Source organism: Nocardiopsis sp. iso_186, assembly GCF_056173365.1.
In genome coordinates, this window is the sequence record NZ_CM149670.1 from 1,885,990 (window position 1) to 1,904,228 (window position 18,239).

Genomic DNA, 18,239 nt, shown 5'->3' on the forward strand with positions numbered 1-18,239 from the left:
CACCTCGCGCGGTTCCCCGTCGGGCCAGTCGGCCATCAGGCCGCCCACCCCGTGGCCAGGTCGGCGGCCGACATATCCCACACGGGGGCGGTGCGAACGATGCTCAACACCAGGGCGTCGTCACCGTCGTCGGGGCCGGTGTCGCAACCGAGGTAGTGGGCGGCGATGTCGGTCGCGGCGTCGCGGCGCGCGGCCCGCTCGACGTCGTCCTCACCGTCGAGAGCGATGGCGAACAGGTCGGGGTCACTCAGCAGCTCGGGCGGGATGCTGGGGAGCAGGGCGGTGGTCTCAGTGGTCACGGTGGGTGGTCCTCTCGGTGGATCGGTGGGTGTGGGTGTGAAAGAGCCCCGCCGGGGCGGCTGTCGCCAGGCGGGGCTCGCTGTGTAGGGCCTAGAGCGGGCCGACGTCGGCCATCAGCTCCTCGGTCAGCGCCAGACCGTAGTCCTCCTCGTCGTCGATGCTGACGTGGTCGTAGCCGTAGAAGTCCTCATTCATCGCGTTTCTCCCGTTCGTCGAGCTGATGTGGGCCGTGTGGTCCCGGCACCGCCCCGAAGGGCGGCACCGCCATCACACGGAAAGCGCCGCGTCCAGAAGCGGGCGATGCGCCTCGTAGAGGCCGCCGTGCGCCGCGAGGTCGGCAACCAGCTGTTCGATAGAGGTGAAGGGCACCCACATGGCGTCGGTCGCGTCGTCGGCGGCCTCAGCGGGGATCACGTCGGGCAGCGTGTAGAGGGCGGCCGTGGTGGTGATCCACGCGTGGTCGGTGTTGCGCCAGTCGGCCACGTAGCGGCGGGCGAGGATCACGGGGGTGTGGTCGGTGAGGTCCACGCCGGTCTCCTCGCGCAACTCCCGCACGAGGGCGGCCGGGGCGGTCTCGCCGGGGTTGACCATGCCGCCCGGCAGGGCCCACACGCCGATGTCGCTGCGCTGGATGAGCAGCACGCGGCGGGTGGCACCGGTTCCCGCGACGACGACGGGGTCGGCGGCCTGGTTCTCCCCCCACGCTCCCAAGTTGCGTCCGGACCGGCCGGTGCGGCCGGTGGGGTTGAGCGGCCATCCAGCGGCGGAGGTTTCATAGTCCACCAAGGCGTTGATCTGCCGGGCGTCCCAAACGGCTTCGGGCAGCTGTTGGGGGGAAGCGACCGTGTCGGTGATCCAGGTGGGGGTTTCGCCGGTCAAGGCGTCGGCCCGCAGCTCCGGCGGGGTGATGTTCACGGGGGTGTAGTCGGTCCAGGTTTTGAACCAGGGGCGCTTGTTGTCGGGTACCGGGGTGCCGGGGTGGTCAACGGGCGCGTTCTGCATCGGGTGCCTTTCTGGGGGCGGGTGGCGGACCGGTCTGGTCCCGGACCCCCGCCCGCGAGGACGGCGCGGGCGGAGGAGCGGGAAAGGCCGGGCTGCTACCAGCTGTTCATGTCGCGGGCGATCTTTTTGGCCGCCTCGATCTCTGCGGGGGAGGCGTTGCGGATGAGGGCGTCACGGCGCGCGGCGGACTTGCGGCCCTTGGTGTTGGTGTCGTCCGAGCCGAGACCATAGGTCGAGTGGCCCCCCTTGGCGGCCTTCTCGTAGAGGGCTGCGTTGGTGATCGAGGCGGCGAGCTTGTTGACGTGGTCGTTGCGGAACAGGCCCATGAGGGGCTCCTTTGAGTGAGGTCGTGCGGTGTGGACCCGGGTGGTCCCTGCCGGCCCCCGCTCTTCTGGTGGTCCAGGAGAGCGGGGGCGGACAGGCACCCCAGGGGGTGCGGCGCGGCCATTCCGTGCGGCCCCGGGATCACCCGGGGCGGCGCACCCGTATGGGGTGCCGTGGCCGCTTCCCTTCGCCGCCCCTTGTCTGCTCGGGGTGGGGTCGGGGCGTGCTCGCTATGTGCCGTGGGCTTGTCAACGCTCGTGCGCTCCGGGCTTCCACACGCCTCACCACAGGTGAAACGGAGTCCGCTGCCAGGCGCCTAACTGGCTTGCGCCAGTGCTGGCTTAAGCCAGTAGAACACTTGGCTGGGAGTCCGTCAAGTGGGTGGCTTGAGCCAGCTGGGTACAGTGGGGGTATGAGTGAGAACGAGCAGGCACAGCAGCTCCCCAGTAGGCGTATGGCGGACGACTTACGTGCAGCCATCGCGTCTGGCGAGTTGAAAGAGAATCAGAAATTGGATTCTGAGAGAAAGCTCGCTGAAAAATACGGAACCGCTCGAAATACGGCTCGCGAAGCTTTTCGCCTGTTGGCGGAAGAAGGGCTCGTTGACATTCGACATGGAAAAGGTGTTTTTGTCCGAGTGAAGCGCAAACTCCTCCGCTTTGGTGGGGAGCGCTACTCGAAACGAGTTCGCGAACAGACGGGACTTTCTCCCTATCGAGCTGAGTTGGAAAAGCAGGGGCTGACTCCCCGAGTGGAATGCACGTCGATCGAACGGGTAGTTCCACCGCCGGACATCGCCAAGCGTTTGAAATTAGATCCAGATCGGTATGTTGTTCGACGCGAAAACTGGTATTACGCCAGCGATGGAAAAGAAGAGTATCCGGTTCAGCTCGGGGTCACTTATATCCCTTGGGAAATCGCAGAGGGTAGCGTCCTTGCGACCTCGGCTCAGATGGGAAAGGGGAGCCTCTATGCAAGATTTGAGGACCTTGGTTACCCAATTACCCGAAGTCGAGAGGAAGTGTGTGCGCGCATGCCGACCCCTCAAGAGGTAGTCGGCCTGGGTATTCCTGAGGGGGTTCCGGTCCTCGACGTCATCCATACCGGAATCAACCCAGACGGAGTACCCTTTGAAATTACCCACTTCGTCATGCGTGCTGACTTCAGCGGGTTGGATTACAACATGCCGATTGAGGACTGAGAGTGAATACACCCCCCATAATTCGCATTCGGACAGAAGGCGATATTGCTGCCTGTGCAGAAGCATTGATTCAGGTGTATGCCAGTGATGGGTACCCCGTTGAAGGCGTTGCAGACCCTAAGGCGTGGCTGAATCCAGAAGGAATACTTTCCTCTTGGGTGGCAGAAGTTGACGGCTTAATAGTCGGCCATGTCATTATCAGTGAGCCCGATGGGGAAGATGCGGTTGACCTGTGGATCAAACAGGCTTCCGTGGCGGCCGATGAGGTGGGAGTTCTTGCGCGTCTTTTTGTTCTATCGGAGGCGCGAGGGCATTCGATAGGGGCGAAGTTGACTGAAGCGGCGACTTCCCATGCGCGAACTATTGGACGCCGATTGGTGCTCGATGTGATGGAAAAAGATCGATCTGCCATTCGACTCTATGAGCGCTTGGGGTGGCGGCATATCGGGGATACCGCCCATAAGATGGACGGGACTTCCGATGTTCCTGCCCGCTGTTACATCTCGCCCGAACTTCCCCTAGCTAGTAGCTAGCCAGTGGGGGTGAATCCAGGAGGTTCACCCCCATTTTTGTGTGCTTAGGCGGTGAGAGCTGGCACTATGGCGGCGATTTCCTTGGAACGCTTGGACAGGATCACCGCAGAGCCTTGAACGGCCGGGGCGATGGTGGTGGGGAACGCTTCGCGGGCGGCTTGCAGGCCGATGGTGGCTTTGGCGCGGTCGGTGGGGGTCCACCCGGTCCAGTCCACAGAGTCGATGGCGACCAGGGCCACCACGACGGTGGTGGTCATCGCAATGAGCGTGCTCTGTCCCGAAGCGGCCAAGGTGGCCAGTTTCGATAGGTCGGTGCGGGCCTGTTCCAAGGTGAGTGCGGGGCCGTGGGCGGAGATGAGACGGTCCAGGCGTGCGGCGTGCACCGACGCCGGCGTCACCACGGGAGTGTTCTGGTGGCGTGTGTGATGCGCTGTCCATGGCAGGGACAGGCCGTCTTCGGGGTCGCGGGGCACGAGGTGTACGTGTAGGTGCGGCACGCTTTGGGTGGCGGCGTCGCCCACGCTGGTGATCAGGTTGACGTCGTCGAGCCCCTCGTCGCCTATGAGTTCGGCGGCGCGGCCCATCACGGTGGCGGTGACGGTCGGGTCGGCGGCGGCGTCGATTACGTGGGTGCGGGGGATGATCAGCCAGTGTCCGGGGGTCACGGGGGACAGGGGGACAATGGCCAGCGCGTCGTCCCATTCGCGTATGACGGTGGCCGGTGCGTCGCCTCGCACGATCTGGCACATCACGCACTCGCCGGTCCCGGGGTCGGGCAGTCTCATCAGGGAGTCCTCTCACAGCCAGGAAGGCCCCGCCCAATTGGGCGGGGCCACGGTTTCAGGCCACAGGTAGCGGTGTCGTTCCCATGGTGCCGCTGTGGCGGGAGGTGGTTGACGCTTTTGGCCGGGTCGGGTTCAGGGCTGGATGACGGGTAGGTCGATGTGGGCGTGGGTGATCTCCACGGCCAGGCCCATCGCGGCCAGGACTTCACCGGCGCGCTGGGCCACCCACACCGAGCGGTGCCGGCCGCCCTTGCAGCGGGTGAGCAGTTCGACGAACTCCCCGCGTCGGCGGGCGGTGGGCAGGGCGCCCAGGACCTGGGCCACGGTGCGCTGCACGGTCTCCCATGCGTCGGGGGTGTTGGCCATGTGCGCGCTCACCGGGGCGTCGAGGCCGGTCATTTCGCGCATGGCCGGGTCGTGATGGGGATTGCGCAGTGCGGTGGTGAGGTTGACGGTGATGGCGTCGGCGGAGTGGCCGGGGGTGTCGTTGTGCAGGACGCCGTAGGAGGTGATGACCACGTCCAGGTGGGCGTCGTCGGGGGTCGTGGCGGCAGTGGTGGGGGGCTGGTAAAGGCCGGTGTGGTTGTCACCCTCGACCACGGTTACCGGGCCTGATCCGGCGAACACGGGACCGGTGACGGTGTCGCCGGTCCCGGTGTGGCGGGGGCCGTTCTCGGTGGCGATGATCGTGCCGTGGTTGAAAGCCACGCTGGGCATGGTGCGCATGGGGTCCTCTTTCGTTCGGTGTTCTCTCCAACACGTTTAACCTTACGAATTCGTAAGGTTAAATGCAAGTCCTGATCGGGGAGGTCTCCGCCGCGTTGGTGTCTGCCTGTTGGGCTAGCCAGTGGGGGTGATGCGGAGGCTGATGCGGAGGCTGCGGAGGCTAGCGGAGGCTGAGGATTGGTGCTAGCCTCCGCATCGAAGGTGCAGGTCAGACATGGTTTCTGCTGCATGGCGGAGGCTGCGGAGGCTGTTTCTTCTTACTCTCTAAAAAGGAAGAGGTAGTACAGGAGGGTCACCCCCCACTGGCTAGCTCCAGAGGTCGAACTGTGTTCCGGCTCTGTTCCGAAGCGAGCTGAGAAACAGTAGGGAACAGCGAGAAGCCACGAGACCTGTCGGTGCAGGTCACGCGACCTCTTGGAGCGTCTGTCCAGGTGAGCGGAACGGGGCTTTTGGAATCCGGCTTACCGGCCGACTCCCCCTCGCTTTTTGTTCGCCGCCTTCTGGGCCGGCCCTCCGGCCCTTCGGGTGTTTCGGCGCACGTACAGAATTCGGGGCAGGGGCAAATAGGGTGTTGCGGACGGTTCGCCGATACTGATGAACCCCGATTGTCTCCGACGAGAAATCCCCGGTCAGCCGGGTGCCGGTGTGCAGCCGGGTGCCGGGGTCCCTGATTTGGTGGTGTGCCGGGCTGTCGGGCCGGGCCGACGACGCTAGATTGGTGGGGTCCGGGCGTCACCCAGCATCGAAGTCGGTGAGCATGAGTTCCACGTTGTACCTGCTGATGTTCGGTCTGCCCATCGTCGCGATCATCGTGATCATCGGCTTCGCGCGGTACCAGGCGTCCCCCGTCGAACGCGACGAGCGTGAGGACGAGCGTTCCAGCGAGGAGTAGTCGGCGCTGCCGTACACCCGAGAGGCGGTTGGCCGCGCCGACCTGCCAGCTCGCGTGCGGGACGGGTGCGTCCCGCACGCTTGTCAACTACTGCGGCTGGTGTTCCATGCCGCCCACGCGCTGTTCCGGGATCCGGTGGCCGCCAACCGCCACGAACTGCCTGGTCGATGCGTCCAGCACGTGCACCATCGCGGTCTCCAGGTCGAAGTACATCCCGGTCAGCTCCAGACGACCGGCTTCGTAGCGTTCCCGGACCGCCGGGTAGCTGAGCAGATGCTCCAGTTGCTGGACGATGTTGGCCTCCGCCAGCCGTCGTACCGTCTCCGCCGCGGGCAGCCCATGGCGGTCCGTGCCCAGCCGGGTCACACTGGGTGCACCGTGGCGCAACCAGCGCACAACCGAGGAGAGGTCCGCCTCACCGGGTCTGACCGGGCACCCTTCGATCAGCGCCCGCATCGCCCCGCAGTGTGAGTGCCCGCACACCACGATCGAAGGCACCTCCAGTACCGACACCGCGTACTCCACGGCAGAGCCCACGGAGTCGTCGCTGACCCCCGGCTCCCATCGCGGCACGAAGTTGCCGACGTTGCGCACCGTGAACAGGTCGCCCGGCCCGCTCGCGGTGATCAGGTTGGGTACCACCCGGGCATCCGCGCATGCGATGAACAACGCGGCCGGTCGCTGACGCTGGGACAACCGCCCCATGAGCGTGCGCATTTTCTCGGTGGTGGAGGAGTGGTACTCCCGGGCCCCTGCCACGAGCAGACCGGACGCACTCTCTCCCGAGCTGCCGTCCTGGCGCATCCCCCATGGGGCCCACCAGCGGGACCGTGAACTGGACGGGGTCTTGGCCACCGGCGCGGTACTCGTGCAGTTGCGCTCGTACCAGTTCTCGTGCGCCTCGTCGATGTCCACGCGTCCGCCGGTGCGCTCATGGTCGAGCCGCCAGGCGTGGATGGACTCGAACGCGGCGTGGTCCATGAAGTCCACGTGCAGGTCCAGGTCCACCTTCGCACCGGTGGGAATGGTGCGCAGGACCTGGGTGACCTGCGGGACGCCCAGGAACGTCAACGACCCCTGTACGACCACGTGCCACTCGTTCTTGTCACCGGGCCGCTCCTCGGTCCGCACGTTCACCTTGGTCAGTCGGCGCAGTGAGACCAGGACCGCCAGGGCGAAGCCGATCAGGACCCCTTCGAGCAGACCCAGCCCCACGACGCCGGCAACCGTCACCAGGTACACGCTCACCTCGTGGTGTTTGCGCAGGTTGCGCATGTGGGCGAGGCTGACCATCTGGAGGCCGATGTAGACCAGCAGCCCGGCGAGGGCCGCCATCGGGATCAGCTCCACCGCTGAGGCGAACAGCACGACGAACAGCAGTGTCCAGACACTGTGCAGGATCGTGGAAAGCGGGGTGCGGGCACCGGCCCGCGCGTTGGCTGTGCTGCGGACGATCACGCCGGCCACGGGCAGTCCGCCCAGGGCGCCGCTGGTGGCGTTGGCCGCGCCCTGGCCGAAGAGTTCCCGGTTGAGGCGAACCCTGCGTCCGTCGTGGAGCCGGTCCACGGCCACGGCGCACAGCAGCGATTCCACGCTGGCGACCATGGCGACCGTCGCCACGGCGATGACGACTCCGTGGATCTGCCCGGTCTCGGGCAGGGCCGGACCGCTCCAGGCACTGGCCAGGGAATCGGGCAGGTTCACCCGCTCGACCTGCCAGCCGGCGAAGACGGCCACACCGGTTGCCGCGGCCACCGCGACGAGGGCGGAGGGCACTCGGCGCAGGCGCACCCGGCCGAGGTCGGGAATCCGCGACCACACCAGCATCACCGCGATGGTCACCAAGCCCACCATCACCGCGGGGCCGTGGTTGTCGGCGATCTGCCCGGGGAGTTCCTGGATGTTGGCGATCGCCGAGCTCTGCGGGGCGCCGCCCAGGACCACGTGCAGTTGGGCCAATGCGATGGTGATGCCGATTCCCGCGAGCATTCCGTGGATGACCGCGGGGGAGATGGCCAGCGCCGCGCGGGCCACCCGAAACAGTCCCAGCGCGATCTGCACCAGTCCGGCCAGGAGCGTGATGAGGCAGGTGATGCCCCAACCGTAGGTGAAGACGAGATCGGCGACGATGATGGTCAGTCCCGCGGCCGGGCCGCTGACCTGGATGGCCGAACCGCCGACCGCGCCGGCGACGATGCCGCCGACCACGACCGCGATGATTCCTGCGATGAGCGGGGCGCCCGACGCGACGGCGATGCCCAGCGACAGTGGGACGGCGACGAGGAAGACCACCAGCGAGGCCCCGAAGTCCGCGGCCGCTGTGTGCGGTAACCGGATACGTCGGCGAGCCGGTTGGCTGTCGTACCCCTCCTGGGTCGGCTGTGTTCCCTGAGCGTCTTCACGCATGCGATACCCCCGGTGGGTGTGGGGTCCGCGCGCCCGAACCGGGTGCAGCCGGTCCGTTGGTCGCGCACGGTTCCCAGATGAAATGGCGCTTGGGGACAGCGGCACAGCTGAGGGCGGGCCGTCACGGCCGGGTAGGGTCACATCCCTTGTTCCGGCAGCGTCGGGGTTGCAATCACCCGTCGAGCGCTGTCAGTCACTTACTGTAATCAATCTTTTGATGTGAAAAATTCTCTACAGAAGTGATCTTCGTGACTGTTTTTCACGGAACGACTGAGAAGTGTCATGCGTTCTTGCAGGCTGTGGCTTTTTTAATGGTATTAAAACGGAAAATGGGGCCCAAATTGGACCCCATTTCCCGTTTCGTGAAATGCAATTAAGCGAATTATGTCCGAACTTTTATCTATACGTTCCGTCACCGTAGCGGTAGCCGTGCGGGTCGTAGTTCGGATCGTCCTCCGGCGTGTTGGGCCGCCTCTGCTGAGAGCCGCCCTGCCCGAAGTCCTGCCAGTCGCTGTTCTGGGTGTCATAGCCCGACGGGCCGGCCCCGTACCCGTCGTTGCGCGGGTGCGCGGGAGGCTGTGCCGCCCCACCGCCGTAACCGCCCAACGCGTCTGTGGTGTAGCCGTTGTAGGCCGGCGGCTGCGGGTTCACGGGCTGGCCGTAGTCGCCGCGGGCGTAGGACCCGGTGTCGTAGGAGCTGGTGTAGCCGGGCGGTGTGGTGTAGCCGTCCACGGCCGGTTGCTCGCCGGTCGGGGAGTACCCGCCGCCGAACGCCGGTCGCTGCTGCTCGGCCCCGCCGAGAGGAGACTGGGCACTGCTTCCGCCCGCCCAGGACGACTGGTCCCAGCCGCCCTGTCGGGTGCTGTCGCCGTACCCCGCCGCCGGGTACTGCTGTCCCTGGTCGGACACGGGCTGGCCGTAGTCGCCGCGGGCGTAGGACCCGGTGTCGTAGGAGCTGGTGTAGCCGGGCGGTGTGGTGTAGCCGTCCACGGCCGGTTGCTCGCCGGTCGGGGAGTACCCGCCGCCGAACGCCGGTCGCTGCTGCTCGATTCCTCCGTGGCGGGGAGGCTGCGCAGCGTTCGGCGGAACCGACGGTCCACCGAACGAGGACGGTTGGGCGGGCGGCGGCGGGACCTGCGGCCGCTGGTGCGACCCAGTGTCCATGCTCGACCAGATCGGCGACCCCGTCTCCGGTGCCGCGCTCGGCGACCGGGAGAAGGAAGGGTCGGTGAGCGGGTCGCCCGAGGACGGCGTCGCAGCCGCTCCCCCCGAGGAGAAGGATCCGGTGTCGTAGGAGGAGCGGTTGTGCGAACCGGTGTCGTAGGAGGGTCGCGAGTGCGAGCCGGTGTCGTAGGACGATCCGGTTGACTGCGGTGCCTCGTAGCCGCCCCGGCTGTGCGAGCCGGTGTCGTAGGACGACGGACCCGAGGAGAAGGATCCGGTGTCGTAGGAGGAGCGGTTGTGCGAACCGGTGTCGTAGGAGGGTCGCGAGTGCGAGCCGGTGTCGTAGGACGATCCGGTTGACTGCGGTGCCTCGTAGCCGCCCCGGCTGTGCGAGCCGGTGTCGTAGGACGACGGACCCGAGGAGAAGGATCCGGTGTCGTAGGAGGAGCGGTTGTGCGAACCGGTGCTTCCCGACGACGACGAGAGTGGCCCGCCCAGCGGGTCGTCGTCACGGGGGCTCCACGCCTGGGTGCGGTCCGAGGGGCCGGTGCCCGATGCCTGCTCCGGCTTGGGGGCAGGAGGCGCGGGAAGCTCGCGTCGGGCCTGCTGGCCCAGCGGGTCGTGCAGTGCCTCGCCGGCCACCGGGGTGGGCGGATCCGAAGCGGCGGGATCACCGCTCTCAGTGCCCTGGCCGAGACTTGCCAGCATCGCCAGCGGATCCGCACCGACGGCGGGCGCCGGCTCCGCGGCCGCCGCGCGACCCCGCCGAGAGCCGCGGGTGTCCTCCGCCGGGTAGTCCTCGGGGTCGGGTACCACCGTCATGGCCTGGGTGGACTCGTCGCGGGTGTCGCGGCGCGGCCGTGCCGCATCGCGGTCCTCGTCGTCGTTGACCGGCGCATCATCGGCCAGGCTCGACCAGAAATCGTTGTCGGAGAGCCCGTCGTCCCCGTCGCCCCACTCCTCGGCCACGGCGTCACGGCTGCGGCGGGAGCGCTGCTTGCGGGAACTGCGGGGCTCGGCCTCGGCGCGGGAGCGCCGGCCACCGCGCGAGCGCGGTGCGGGCTCCTCGTCCGCCTCGATGTCGTCGTCCTCATCGACATCGTCCGCGGCAGCGGGGCGGCGGGAACGCCGCGGCCGGCGTTCCTCCTCGTCGTCCTCCACGCCCTCGTCTTCGGCGGCGTCGTACTCGTCGTCGTAGTCGTCCTGGTTGTTGCCGGCCCCCAGGGCACGCAGCCCCAAGACGATCAGCAGGAGTACGACGATGACGATGACGATGACAAACGCAGTAATCATGGTGTACGCACCACCCTGGGCCCCGCGGCCTGATAGAGGACAGAGTTGGCACCGGCAATGGTGATGCGACCGGCCGGTGTCGGACCGTTCCCGCCGTGATGGCGTCCGTACACGATTGGCGGTTCGGGCCATCCCGAAAAGGGATGGCCGTCGTCGGCGCGTACGCGGTCGCGCGTACGAACACGCCGGCGCCAGAACGCGCACGGAACGAATTCGGTCATCAAAGAATCAACGGGGGGCACGGCCCCACTTTATGCATAGATGTGCTGTCCGTGCAGAGGGCGACGTCAGCTTCTCCCTGCAACACGGGGGACGGGGTGTCGATGGCGTGGGCCATGTCACGAATCGCTCACGGACATCAGACGCCCCCTGGCCAGCGTATGCGCAGCAATGGCTCCAAGGGCCTCGTCCAACGGAGCCCCGTCGGACAACTCCAGTTTCTTGGATAGCGCATAAACGGTGAAACGGAACTCGTGCTCCCGTCCTTCCTGAGGACACAGCGGCGCGTAGGCCGCCTCTTCGAAACTGTTCTGTCCCTGCTGCGAGGGCAGGGGCAGCCCGCCCTCGGGAATTTGTGTTTCGCTCGGGTCGATCCCGTAGACCACCCAGTGCACGGTCGCCCCGCCGACGGCCTCGGGATCGTCCACGATCAACGCCAGAGACTCGGTGCTGGTGGGCAGACCCGACCAGCTCAACGGCGGCGAGGCCCCGTCGCCCGCACAGGTGTAACGCTCGGGGACGGCTTCGCCTTCCTGGAGCATCGGACTGGTGACGGTGATGTCGTCCGTGGTTTCACCGTTGTTCGTCTCGATCAGCACCCCGCACCCAGTGGTGAGGGCGGCCAGCGTGACCGCGGCACCGCCGGTGGCGGTGAGTCGGCGGACGCGCTCTCCGACCGGGAGATGTCGTGCGAAGGCGAACATGGGACTCCTGCGAGAACGGGATGAACAAGGGCGCTTCGGCCGGGCCGGCGCGCGGCGGTCCCCGGCGGGACCACGGCAGCGGCGCATCCCCGGCGGGCTCCAACGAACCATACTGCCGTCGGCGGGTCGCTCGCCCCAGAGAACGCGTGTGTCCGGCAGGTCACGACGCCTTGATGACGGCAAGGAGCTGGGATCGGCCACCATAGTGGGGTGAAGTTCTCGATCCTGGGTCCTTTGAGTGTTCGCGACGATCAGGGGAGGTCCGTGCGGGGCGGCGGAGCCTGACCGCGCACCCTGCTCGGACTCCTGCTCGCGGAACCCGGCCACACCGTGGGTGCCCAACGACTCATCGACGAGATCTGGGACGGTGTACCCCCGGCCAGGGCCGACAACATGTTGCAGGCCCTGGTGTCCAAGCTGCGCCGGATCCTCGGCGAGGGGGCAGCGCCCAGCGCTGAGCCGGCCGGCTACCGACTGGCCGTCGAACCCGCCGACGTCGATCCGTGGGCGTTCCAGGACCTCGTGGACCGTGGTCGCCGCGCGGTTCCTCGCCGCCTGCCCCAACGCCCGCGCCCTCGCCATCAGCCGTGAGCAGCTGGGCGTGGCGGGGGAGCGTCTACTCCAGGTGGCGTCGTTGGACCTTCCCCCGAGGGGGGCGATGCCGAACGGGCCACGGGACACGCCTCGGTCCGGCTGTTCGTCGAACGGGCGCGAGCCGTCCAACCCGGTTTCGCGATCACCGAGGGCACAGTGGGCCGCGTCGTGCGGGTGGGCCGCGGGCTCGACGGGATGCCGCCGGCTGGCCGCCGACACCGGTGAGCAGGGGCGCGCGGCCGGCCTGCTGGGGGTCACCGACCGGGTCCGCGGCATCACCGACACGGTCACCCCCGACGCGGTGGCCATGCGGGTCCGGCTGCTGTCGGAGCTGGGGGAGGAGAGGTTCACTCGCGACTACGGCGAAGGACACGCGTTTGACACCGCCGCGACGGTGGCCGGGATCGGCACGTGGATCGCGGGGTGGAACGCCGCCCCGGACAGGTGAACCGTCCGGGGCAGCAGGGCGGGGTCAGGAGCGGCGGCGGTAGGCGCGGGTGGCCAGCGGGAAGAACACGGCCGTCAGCAGCACCGTCCACACCCCGCTCCACAGCAGGGACTCGGCCAGCGGCACGGTCACCGAGGGGTCGTCCGGTCCCAGCATCAGCGACCGCATCGCGTTGGTGACGTGGGTGACCGGGTTGGCGTCGGCGAACACCTGCAACCAGCCCGGCATGTTCTCCGTGGGCACGAACGTGGAACTCGCGAAGGTCAGCGGGAACATCCAGATCGAACCGAAGATGTTGACCGCCATCGGGGTGCGCAGCAGCAGCCCCATGAACGCCGACAACCAGCACAGCGAGAACGCGAAGACCATCAGCACCGCGACTGCCCCCAGGACCCCGGCCGCCCCGCCGCTGGGGCGGAACCCGATGACCAGGGCCACCACGAGGACCATCACCACGGTCAGGAGGTAGCGCACGAGGTCGCCGAGGATCGCCCCGATCAACGGGGCCGAGCGGGCCACCGGGAGGGAGCGGAACCGGTCGAAGATGCCCTTCTCGATGTCGGTGTTGAGCGCGACACCGGTGCCGATGGTGGCGAACACCACCGACTGCGCGGTGATACCGGGGATGATGAAGTCCCGGTAGGTCTGCCAGTCGCCCATCATGGCCTGCCCGAACACGAACACGAACAGCGCCACGAACATGATGGGCATGAAGGTCAGGCCCAGGACCTCTTCGGGGTTGCTCTTGATTCGCAGCAGGCTGCGCCAGGTCAGCAGCAGGCCGTGTTGCACCGCGGTGGCGGGGGAGATGCGGGCCGCTGGTTCCGGCGCCGTCGGTGCGGAGCCCCGCACCGCGGGGTTGTCGGTCACGGCGCTCATACGGCGGTCCTCTCGGGGGAATCGATGGGGGCGTCGGCGCGCTCCGGCGCGGCCGTCCGGCCGGTGATGGCCAGGAACACCTCGTCCAGGCTGGGTTTGCGCAGGGAGAGCTCGGCCACCCCGATCTGTGCGGCGTCCAGGCGCCGCACGACCTCGGGCATCGTGCCGGGGTCGGTGACCGAGGCGCCCACGCCGTGTTCGGTGAGGCGGGCCTCGGCCCCGGTCACCTCTGCCACGATGGCCGCCGCCGTCTGTGCCTGTTCCGGGCGCACCGTCTGTAGTTGCAGGACCTGGTGGCCGGCACGGCCCTTGAGCTCCTCGGGGGTGCCCGTGGCGATGACCTTGCCATGGTCGAGCACCATGATGTCGTCGGCCAGTTGGTCGGCCTCCTCCAGGTACTGGGTGGTCAGCAGGACGGTCACGCCTTCGTCCACCAGCCCGCGCACCACGTCCCACAGTTCGTTGCGGCTGTGCGGGTCGAGTCCGGTGGTGGGTTCGTCCAGGTAGAGAACGCTGGGCCGGCCCACCAGGCTCGCCGCGAGGTCGAGGCGCCGGCGCATGCCCCCGGAGTAGGTCTTCGCGGTGCGGTCGCCGGCATCGGTGAGCGCGAAGCGTTCCAGCAGTTCGGCGGTGCGCAGCCGGGCGTCCGGGCGGGAGTAGCCGAGCAGGCGCGCGATCAGCATCAGGTTCTGCACACCGGTCAGCTCCTGGTCCACCGCCGCGTACTGGCCGGTCAGGCCGATCAGGCGGCGCACCTGATGGGGCTGGCGCACCACGTCGAAGCCGCCCACCAGCGCGTGTCCCTCGTCGGGACGCAGCAGAGTGGACAGGATGCGCACCGTGGTGGTCTTGCCCGATCCGTTGGGACCGAGCACGCCGAGTACGGCCCCGGCGCGGGCGACCAGGTCCACTCCGGCCAGGGCGGCCTTGCCCTTGAAGCGCTTGACGAGGCCCTCGGCGCGGATGGCGTTGGTCATCGGTCCTCCGTGTAAGTCGTGTTCACGCCGGTCAGTCTTGTCGATGCCACTGACAAGAAGCTGACAGGTATCCCCCGAGCGGCTGAGGGGCGGCAGGGGCCGCCACTGGTGCAACACCGCGCCCGTCGGGTGAGTTCCCGTCGAATCGGTGCTTTTCCGCTCGCCGGTCGATCCGGACGTCATGGGATCCAAGCCACAAACCCCTAGACTTGGCCGGGTGACCACCGCCGCCAGCCTTCGCCCCCCGCAGAACCGTGTTTCGCGACGAGCCGTCTGGATGTGGACGGTCCGCAGCGCCATCGGTGTCCTTTTCATGCTCGCCCTGATCGGGGGTGCGTCCTGGGCGGTCGGTTTCTTCGCGTGGTCGTGGGTCCCCGCCCCGGTCGTTGACCACGTCTGGGCCCTCCCGGCCCTCTACGCCTGCTACGGCGTGGCCAAGACGATCATCGCGCCCCGCTGGCGCTACCGGGTGCACCGTTGGGAGGTCACCGCCGACGTCGTGTATACCAGGGTCGGCTGGCTCAGCCGCTCCTGGCAGCTGGTCCCCGTGGGCCGCATCCAGACGGTGGATCACACCCAGGGGTGGCTGGAGCGGATGTTCCGGCTGGCCACCCTTGAGGTGCAGACCGCCTCACACGCCGGTTCCTCCACCATCGAAGGGCTGGAGGAGCCCGAGGCGCAGCGGATCTCCGAGGAACTCGCGGCGCGCGCCGGCGACCTGAGAGACGATGCCACGTGAGCGATCCCCACGAGCAGCCCGAACCGGACCGGCAGCCCGAGCGGCCCCCGGGCCCTCCGGCCGAACCGGGGAGGGCGCCCGACACCGCCGATCCCGCTGCCGGGGTTCCGGTCACGGGGCCGGCCCCGGCCCCCGACCCCCTCTCCGAGGCGGTCGGGGGCACCGGTGACGACGGTGCACCCGCCGCGGCCGCGGCCGAACCGGAGGAGGACCGTCGGCTCAGCCCGAAGACGATGGTCACCGCCTCGCTCAACCAACTGCGGTCCTTCATCATCCCCATCGCCGTCGCCCTGTTCGCGGGGCAGTTCAACCCCTGGGTACTGGGCGGTTCGGGCATCGCACTGGTCGGCATCCTCATTTCGGGCGTCTACACCTACAAGACCTTCCGCTACCGCGTGGGAGCCGAGCGTCTGGAGATCCGCAGCGGCCTCATCGCCCGGTCCCGCCGCACCATTCCGCTGGAGCGCATCCGCGGGGTGGACATCACCTCCACCCTCCTGCACCGCGTCTTCGGGCTCGCCGTGGTCAAGATCGAGGCCGCGGCCGGTGGCAGCGGTGCGGAGGAAGGCAAGCTCGACGCGGTCACCCGTGCCGAGGCCGAACGGCTGCGTACCGAACTCCTGCACCGCCGTGCGCTGCTGACCGGCGCGCCGGAGCCGGACGCCGCTGCCGTTCAGGTCGATTCCCAGGACCCGCAGACCGAGGAAGGCGGGCACGAGCAGCACGCTCCAGGCGCAGCGGCACCGGCGGACGTCGTCTACTTCCAGATGCCCACGCGCTGGTACTTCTACGCGGTACTGAGCCTGGGCTACCTGCTCACCCCATTCGCGGCCCTCGCCGCGCTGTTCGGTTTCGCCTCCCAGGTGTTCGGCGGCGACACCCTCAGCGACTACCTGGCCGACGGTGCGATCGCCGCGGTGGACGCCGCGCGCGACGGACTGCTGGTCCTCGTCCTGTTGGCAGTAGGGCTGGTTCTGTTCCTGGCCGTGGCCATGCCGCTGTTCGCGGTCATCACCTACGCGGTGAACCACTGGAACTTCACGCTGCGCCGCAGCGGTGAGTCGTTGGTGACCGAGCGCGGGCTGTTCACCCGGCGCAGCGTCACCCTGGAGCACCGCCGTATCCGCGGGCACGAGCTCGCCGACACCCCCTTGGAGCGGACGCGTTCCCTGGTCAAGCTGTCGGCGATCGTGACCGGGCTCGCCGACAGCTCCACCCGCGCCACCCTGTTGCCCATCGGCAAGCGCGTCACCGTCAACGCCGTCGTCGCCCGGGCGCTGGCGCCCTTCACCGCGTCGCTCATCGCGCACCCGCCGGCGGCCCGCACCCGCCGCCTGGTGCGGGCGATCGTGCCCTTCGCCCTGCTCGCCGCCGGGGCCGGGGCGCTGGGCTGGTACTGGGTGGCGGGCGGCCTGGCGGTCCTCGCCCTGTTGGGCGTCCCACTGGGGCTGGACCGTTACCGCTCGCTGGGGCACGGCTACGACGGCGGCCGGGTCAGCGTGCGCTCGGGGTCGTTGCAGCGCGGCCAGGCCGTCGTGGAGCAGAGCGCGATCATCGGCTGGTCGTGGTCGCAGACGCTGTTCCAACGACGCTCGGGCCTGGCCACCATGGAGGTCGCGGTTGGGGCCGGCAGCGGCAGCTACGACGCCGTCAACGCCGACTTCCACGAGTCGGTGGCTTTCGCCGCGGGCGTCACCCCGGCCATGATCGGACCGTTCCTGGTCGCCGAGCCCGAGCCGGATCAGAGCCGACCGTAGTACCGCAACGACGAAGGGGGCCACCGATGAAGATCGGTGGCCCCCTTCGTCGTTGCGGCGTGCGCTACTCCGACTTCTTGGAGCCGAACATGATCTCGTCCCAGGAGGGGACCGAGGCGCGCCGTCCGCGTCCCTTGCGCCGAGGCGGCTGGGCCCCACCGGAGGTGGAGGTGGGCAGTGGCGGTTCGGGGCGGGCGGGTGGTTGGGCCGCGGCGGGACGCTGTGCCGCCGCCGGTTGGGCGGCCGGTGGCCGCTCGGAGACGGGCTGTTGCGCCGCGGGAGCCTCGGGCCGGGGCTCGGGCTGCACGGGCCTGGCGGGTTCCGGGCGGTACCGGGGTTCGGCCGCCGGACGTCCGGGCGAACCGAAACCGGAGTCGGGCTCCATGGCGCGCACCCGATCAGGAGTGATCGGGACCCGGGGTCCCTGCGCGCCGAGCGGGCGTGGCGCGGGCGCCGGGGCCTGCGTCGGCTCGGGCTCTGGTTCGGGGGGCGGCGCCACCTGCTCCATGGCCGGGGCGATGTCACGCACGCTGGGCCGCCGGGGCACGAACGGGGTGACGTTGGCGCTGCCGGGGCCGAGGTCCAGCGGTTCTTCGGGGGGAGCGCCGCTCAGGAAGCGCACGGCCTCCTCGTCGTAGGGCGTGACCGAGCGCCGTCTGGGGTCGAAGACCCAGTGCGCGACGTGTTCCATGCCGGAGAGCGAGAAGGTCAGCTTGACCTGCCAGGTGTTGTCCTCGCGCTTCCAGGAGTCCCACAGTGCGTCGCCGGTTTCGAGCTGGTGCTGGCCGATCCGCTCGGCCACCACCTCTCCCAGGGTCGGCCCCGGTGAGGAGTCGCCCTGGCGGCGTACGCTGACCCGTTGGGCCTGCTGGGCGATGTACTCGCGTTCTTGAAGGACCGGGCCCTCGAACCAGCGCACACGCTCGATGGGGATCCCGGCGGCCTGGGCGATGGACTCCGCGGTCTCGCCCGAGCGGATCCGGGCCTGGATTTCCTTTGGGCGCAACGGATTCTCCACTTCGATCTCGTACTGGCCGAGCCGAGAGAACTGGCCGCGCACAGCGGCGCGCAGACGATCGTTGACGGGCAGCATGAACCGGGTTCCGCGGCCGGCGCTCGCCAGCACCAGGTAGGTTCCGTCCTCGCTGACGGCGACCAGGCGAAGCTCCTGCATCGCCCTCCCTTTCGCGTCCCGTCGAGGGTATGTCGGTATGCCCTACATCCCCCACGTCTTCAGTCTTGTCGGCCTCAGCCCTTTCGGCCAGTACCGCGCCCGGCATGTCCGAACCCGCGAGG

General features: G+C 68.4%; 18 protein-coding genes. 7 read left to right on the forward strand and 11 right to left on the reverse strand.

What is annotated here, in order from left to right; all coding sequences use genetic code 11:
* Positions 1-35: 35 nt before the first annotated feature.
* From AC0VYP_RS08445 to AC0VYP_RS08455, 3 genes are all read right to left on the reverse strand, one after another.
* Complete coding sequence (locus AC0VYP_RS08445) at positions 36-299, reverse strand: hypothetical protein (protein WP_475473350.1); 264 nt, start codon at positions 297-299, stop codon at positions 36-38.
* 268 nt (positions 300-567) lie between these two features.
* Positions 568-1,302 (reverse strand): NUDIX domain-containing protein, encoded by a 735-nt coding sequence (locus tag AC0VYP_RS08450; RefSeq protein WP_475473352.1) that lies wholly within the window; start codon positions 1,300-1,302, stop codon positions 568-570.
* 95 nt (positions 1,303-1,397) lie between these two features.
* Positions 1,398-1,628 (reverse strand): hypothetical protein, encoded by a 231-nt coding sequence (locus tag AC0VYP_RS08455; RefSeq protein WP_475473354.1) that lies wholly within the window; start codon positions 1,626-1,628, stop codon positions 1,398-1,400.
* A gap of 410 nt (positions 1,629-2,038) precedes the next feature.
* On the opposite strand from AC0VYP_RS08455, the gene AC0VYP_RS08460 reads away from it, so the two are divergent.
* A complete protein-coding gene (locus tag AC0VYP_RS08460; protein ID WP_475473356.1) occupies positions 2,039-2,827 on the forward strand; it encodes a GntR family transcriptional regulator in 789 nt (262 codons plus the stop codon).
* Positions 2,828-2,829: 2 nt separating this feature from the next.
* Entirely contained in the window at positions 2,830-3,360 is a 531-nt protein-coding gene (locus AC0VYP_RS08465; protein WP_475473358.1) for a GNAT family N-acetyltransferase, read from the forward strand.
* A gap of 44 nt (positions 3,361-3,404) precedes the next feature.
* Here AC0VYP_RS08465 and AC0VYP_RS08470 read toward each other — a convergent pair whose 3' ends face one another.
* Both AC0VYP_RS08470 and AC0VYP_RS08475 read right to left on the reverse strand, forming a co-directional pair.
* Positions 3,405-4,145: an HIT family protein gene (locus AC0VYP_RS08470; RefSeq protein WP_475473360.1), complete on the reverse strand. Its 741-nt coding sequence runs from the start codon at positions 4,143-4,145 to the stop codon at positions 3,405-3,407.
* A gap of 132 nt (positions 4,146-4,277) precedes the next feature.
* Positions 4,278-4,871: a RapZ C-terminal domain-containing protein gene (locus tag AC0VYP_RS08475; RefSeq protein ID WP_475473362.1), complete on the reverse strand. Its 594-nt coding sequence runs from the start codon at positions 4,869-4,871 to the stop codon at positions 4,278-4,280.
* 757 nt (positions 4,872-5,628) lie between these two features.
* Here AC0VYP_RS08475 and AC0VYP_RS08480 point away from each other — a divergent pair.
* Complete coding sequence (locus AC0VYP_RS08480; protein WP_285760513.1) at positions 5,629-5,763, forward strand: hypothetical protein; 135 nt, start codon at positions 5,629-5,631, stop codon at positions 5,761-5,763.
* Between the two features lie 87 nt (positions 5,764-5,850).
* Here AC0VYP_RS08480 and AC0VYP_RS08485 read toward each other — a convergent pair whose 3' ends face one another.
* The 3 genes from AC0VYP_RS08485 to AC0VYP_RS08495 all read right to left on the reverse strand — a co-directional run bounded on the left by AC0VYP_RS08485 (position 5,851) and on the right by AC0VYP_RS08495 (position 11,549).
* Positions 5,851-8,169 carry a bifunctional SulP family inorganic anion transporter/carbonic anhydrase gene (locus tag AC0VYP_RS08485; protein ID WP_285760511.1) on the reverse strand — a complete coding sequence of 773 codons (2,319 nt, stop codon included), beginning with the start codon at positions 8,167-8,169 and terminating at the stop codon, positions 5,851-5,853.
* 396 nt (positions 8,170-8,565) lie between these two features.
* Positions 8,566-10,626: a hypothetical protein gene (locus tag AC0VYP_RS08490; RefSeq protein ID WP_475473363.1), complete on the reverse strand. Its 2,061-nt coding sequence runs from the start codon at positions 10,624-10,626 to the stop codon at positions 8,566-8,568.
* Between the two features lie 338 nt (positions 10,627-10,964).
* Positions 10,965-11,549 carry a YbhB/YbcL family Raf kinase inhibitor-like protein gene (locus tag AC0VYP_RS08495; protein WP_285760510.1) on the reverse strand — a complete coding sequence of 195 codons (585 nt, stop codon included), beginning with the start codon at positions 11,547-11,549 and terminating at the stop codon, positions 10,965-10,967.
* A 294-nt stretch (positions 11,550-11,843) separates the two neighbouring features.
* On the opposite strand from AC0VYP_RS08495, the gene AC0VYP_RS08500 reads away from it, so the two are divergent.
* Positions 11,844-12,140: an AfsR/SARP family transcriptional regulator gene (locus AC0VYP_RS08500; RefSeq protein ID WP_475474200.1), complete on the forward strand. Its 297-nt coding sequence runs from the start codon at positions 11,844-11,846 to the stop codon at positions 12,138-12,140.
* Complete coding sequence (locus tag AC0VYP_RS08505; protein WP_285760509.1) at positions 12,079-12,591, forward strand: hypothetical protein; 513 nt, start codon at positions 12,079-12,081, stop codon at positions 12,589-12,591. Before AC0VYP_RS08500 ends, AC0VYP_RS08505 begins: the two co-directional genes overlap by 62 nt.
* A gap of 24 nt (positions 12,592-12,615) precedes the next feature.
* On the opposite strand, the gene AC0VYP_RS08510 is transcribed toward AC0VYP_RS08505, so the two are convergent.
* Positions 12,616-13,470, reverse strand: a complete 855-nt coding sequence (locus tag AC0VYP_RS08510; protein WP_475473365.1) for an ABC transporter permease — start codon at positions 13,468-13,470, stop codon at positions 12,616-12,618.
* Positions 13,467-14,447, reverse strand: a complete 981-nt coding sequence (locus AC0VYP_RS08515) for an ATP-binding cassette domain-containing protein (protein ID WP_285760507.1) — start codon at positions 14,445-14,447, stop codon at positions 13,467-13,469. Before AC0VYP_RS08515 ends, AC0VYP_RS08510 begins: the two co-directional genes overlap by 4 nt.
* A gap of 277 nt (positions 14,448-14,724) precedes the next feature.
* Between AC0VYP_RS08515 and AC0VYP_RS08520 the strand changes: the two genes are divergently transcribed.
* The gene (locus tag AC0VYP_RS08520; protein WP_285760597.1) at positions 14,725-15,186 is read left to right on the forward strand and encodes a PH domain-containing protein; all 462 of its coding nucleotides are present in this window, start codon (positions 14,725-14,727) and stop codon (positions 15,184-15,186) included.
* Entirely contained in the window at positions 15,183-16,943 is a 1,761-nt protein-coding gene (locus AC0VYP_RS08525) for a PH domain-containing protein (protein WP_475473367.1), read from the forward strand. The genes AC0VYP_RS08520 and AC0VYP_RS08525 overlap by 4 nt, the downstream gene beginning before the upstream one ends.
* 64 nt (positions 16,944-17,007) lie before the next feature.
* Here AC0VYP_RS08525 and sepH read toward each other — a convergent pair whose 3' ends face one another.
* The gene (sepH, locus tag AC0VYP_RS08530) at positions 17,008-18,117 is read right to left on the reverse strand and encodes a septation protein SepH (RefSeq protein WP_475473369.1); all 1,110 of its coding nucleotides are present in this window, start codon (positions 18,115-18,117) and stop codon (positions 17,008-17,010) included.
* Positions 18,118-18,239 lie beyond the last annotated feature (122 nt).

What these genes read in the sequence shown, in the direction of transcription:
- AC0VYP_RS08485 (WP_285760511.1), bottom strand. Translation starts at nt 8,169, where the DNA reads ATGCGTGAAGACGCTCAGGGAACACAGCCGACCCAGGAGGGGTACGAC.
- AC0VYP_RS08475 (WP_475473362.1), bottom strand. Translation starts at nt 4,871, where the DNA reads ATGCGCACCATGCCCAGCGTGGCTTTCAACCACGGCACGATCATCGCC.
- AC0VYP_RS08515 (WP_285760507.1), bottom strand. Translation starts at nt 14,447, where the DNA reads ATGACCAACGCCATCCGCGCCGAGGGCCTCGTCAAGCGCTTCAAGGGC.
- AC0VYP_RS08480 (WP_285760513.1), top strand. Translation starts at nt 5,629, where the DNA reads ATGAGTTCCACGTTGTACCTGCTGATGTTCGGTCTGCCCATCGTCGCG.
- AC0VYP_RS08490 (WP_475473363.1), bottom strand. Translation starts at nt 10,626, where the DNA reads ATGATTACTGCGTTTGTCATCGTCATCGTCATCGTCGTACTCCTGCTG.
- AC0VYP_RS08455 (WP_475473354.1), bottom strand. Translation starts at nt 1,628, where the DNA reads ATGGGCCTGTTCCGCAACGACCACGTCAACAAGCTCGCCGCCTCGATC.
- AC0VYP_RS08460 (WP_475473356.1), top strand. Translation starts at nt 2,039, where the DNA reads ATGAGTGAGAACGAGCAGGCACAGCAGCTCCCCAGTAGGCGTATGGCG.
- AC0VYP_RS08520 (WP_285760597.1), top strand. Translation starts at nt 14,725, where the DNA reads ATGTGGACGGTCCGCAGCGCCATCGGTGTCCTTTTCATGCTCGCCCTG.
- AC0VYP_RS08450 (WP_475473352.1), bottom strand. Translation starts at nt 1,302, where the DNA reads ATGCAGAACGCGCCCGTTGACCACCCCGGCACCCCGGTACCCGACAAC.
- AC0VYP_RS08470 (WP_475473360.1), bottom strand. Translation starts at nt 4,145, where the DNA reads ATGAGACTGCCCGACCCCGGGACCGGCGAGTGCGTGATGTGCCAGATC.
- AC0VYP_RS08510 (WP_475473365.1), bottom strand. Translation starts at nt 13,470, where the DNA reads ATGAGCGCCGTGACCGACAACCCCGCGGTGCGGGGCTCCGCACCGACG.
- AC0VYP_RS08495 (WP_285760510.1), bottom strand. Translation starts at nt 11,549, where the DNA reads ATGTTCGCCTTCGCACGACATCTCCCGGTCGGAGAGCGCGTCCGCCGA.
- sepH (WP_475473369.1), bottom strand. Translation starts at nt 18,117, where the DNA reads ATGCAGGAGCTTCGCCTGGTCGCCGTCAGCGAGGACGGAACCTACCTG.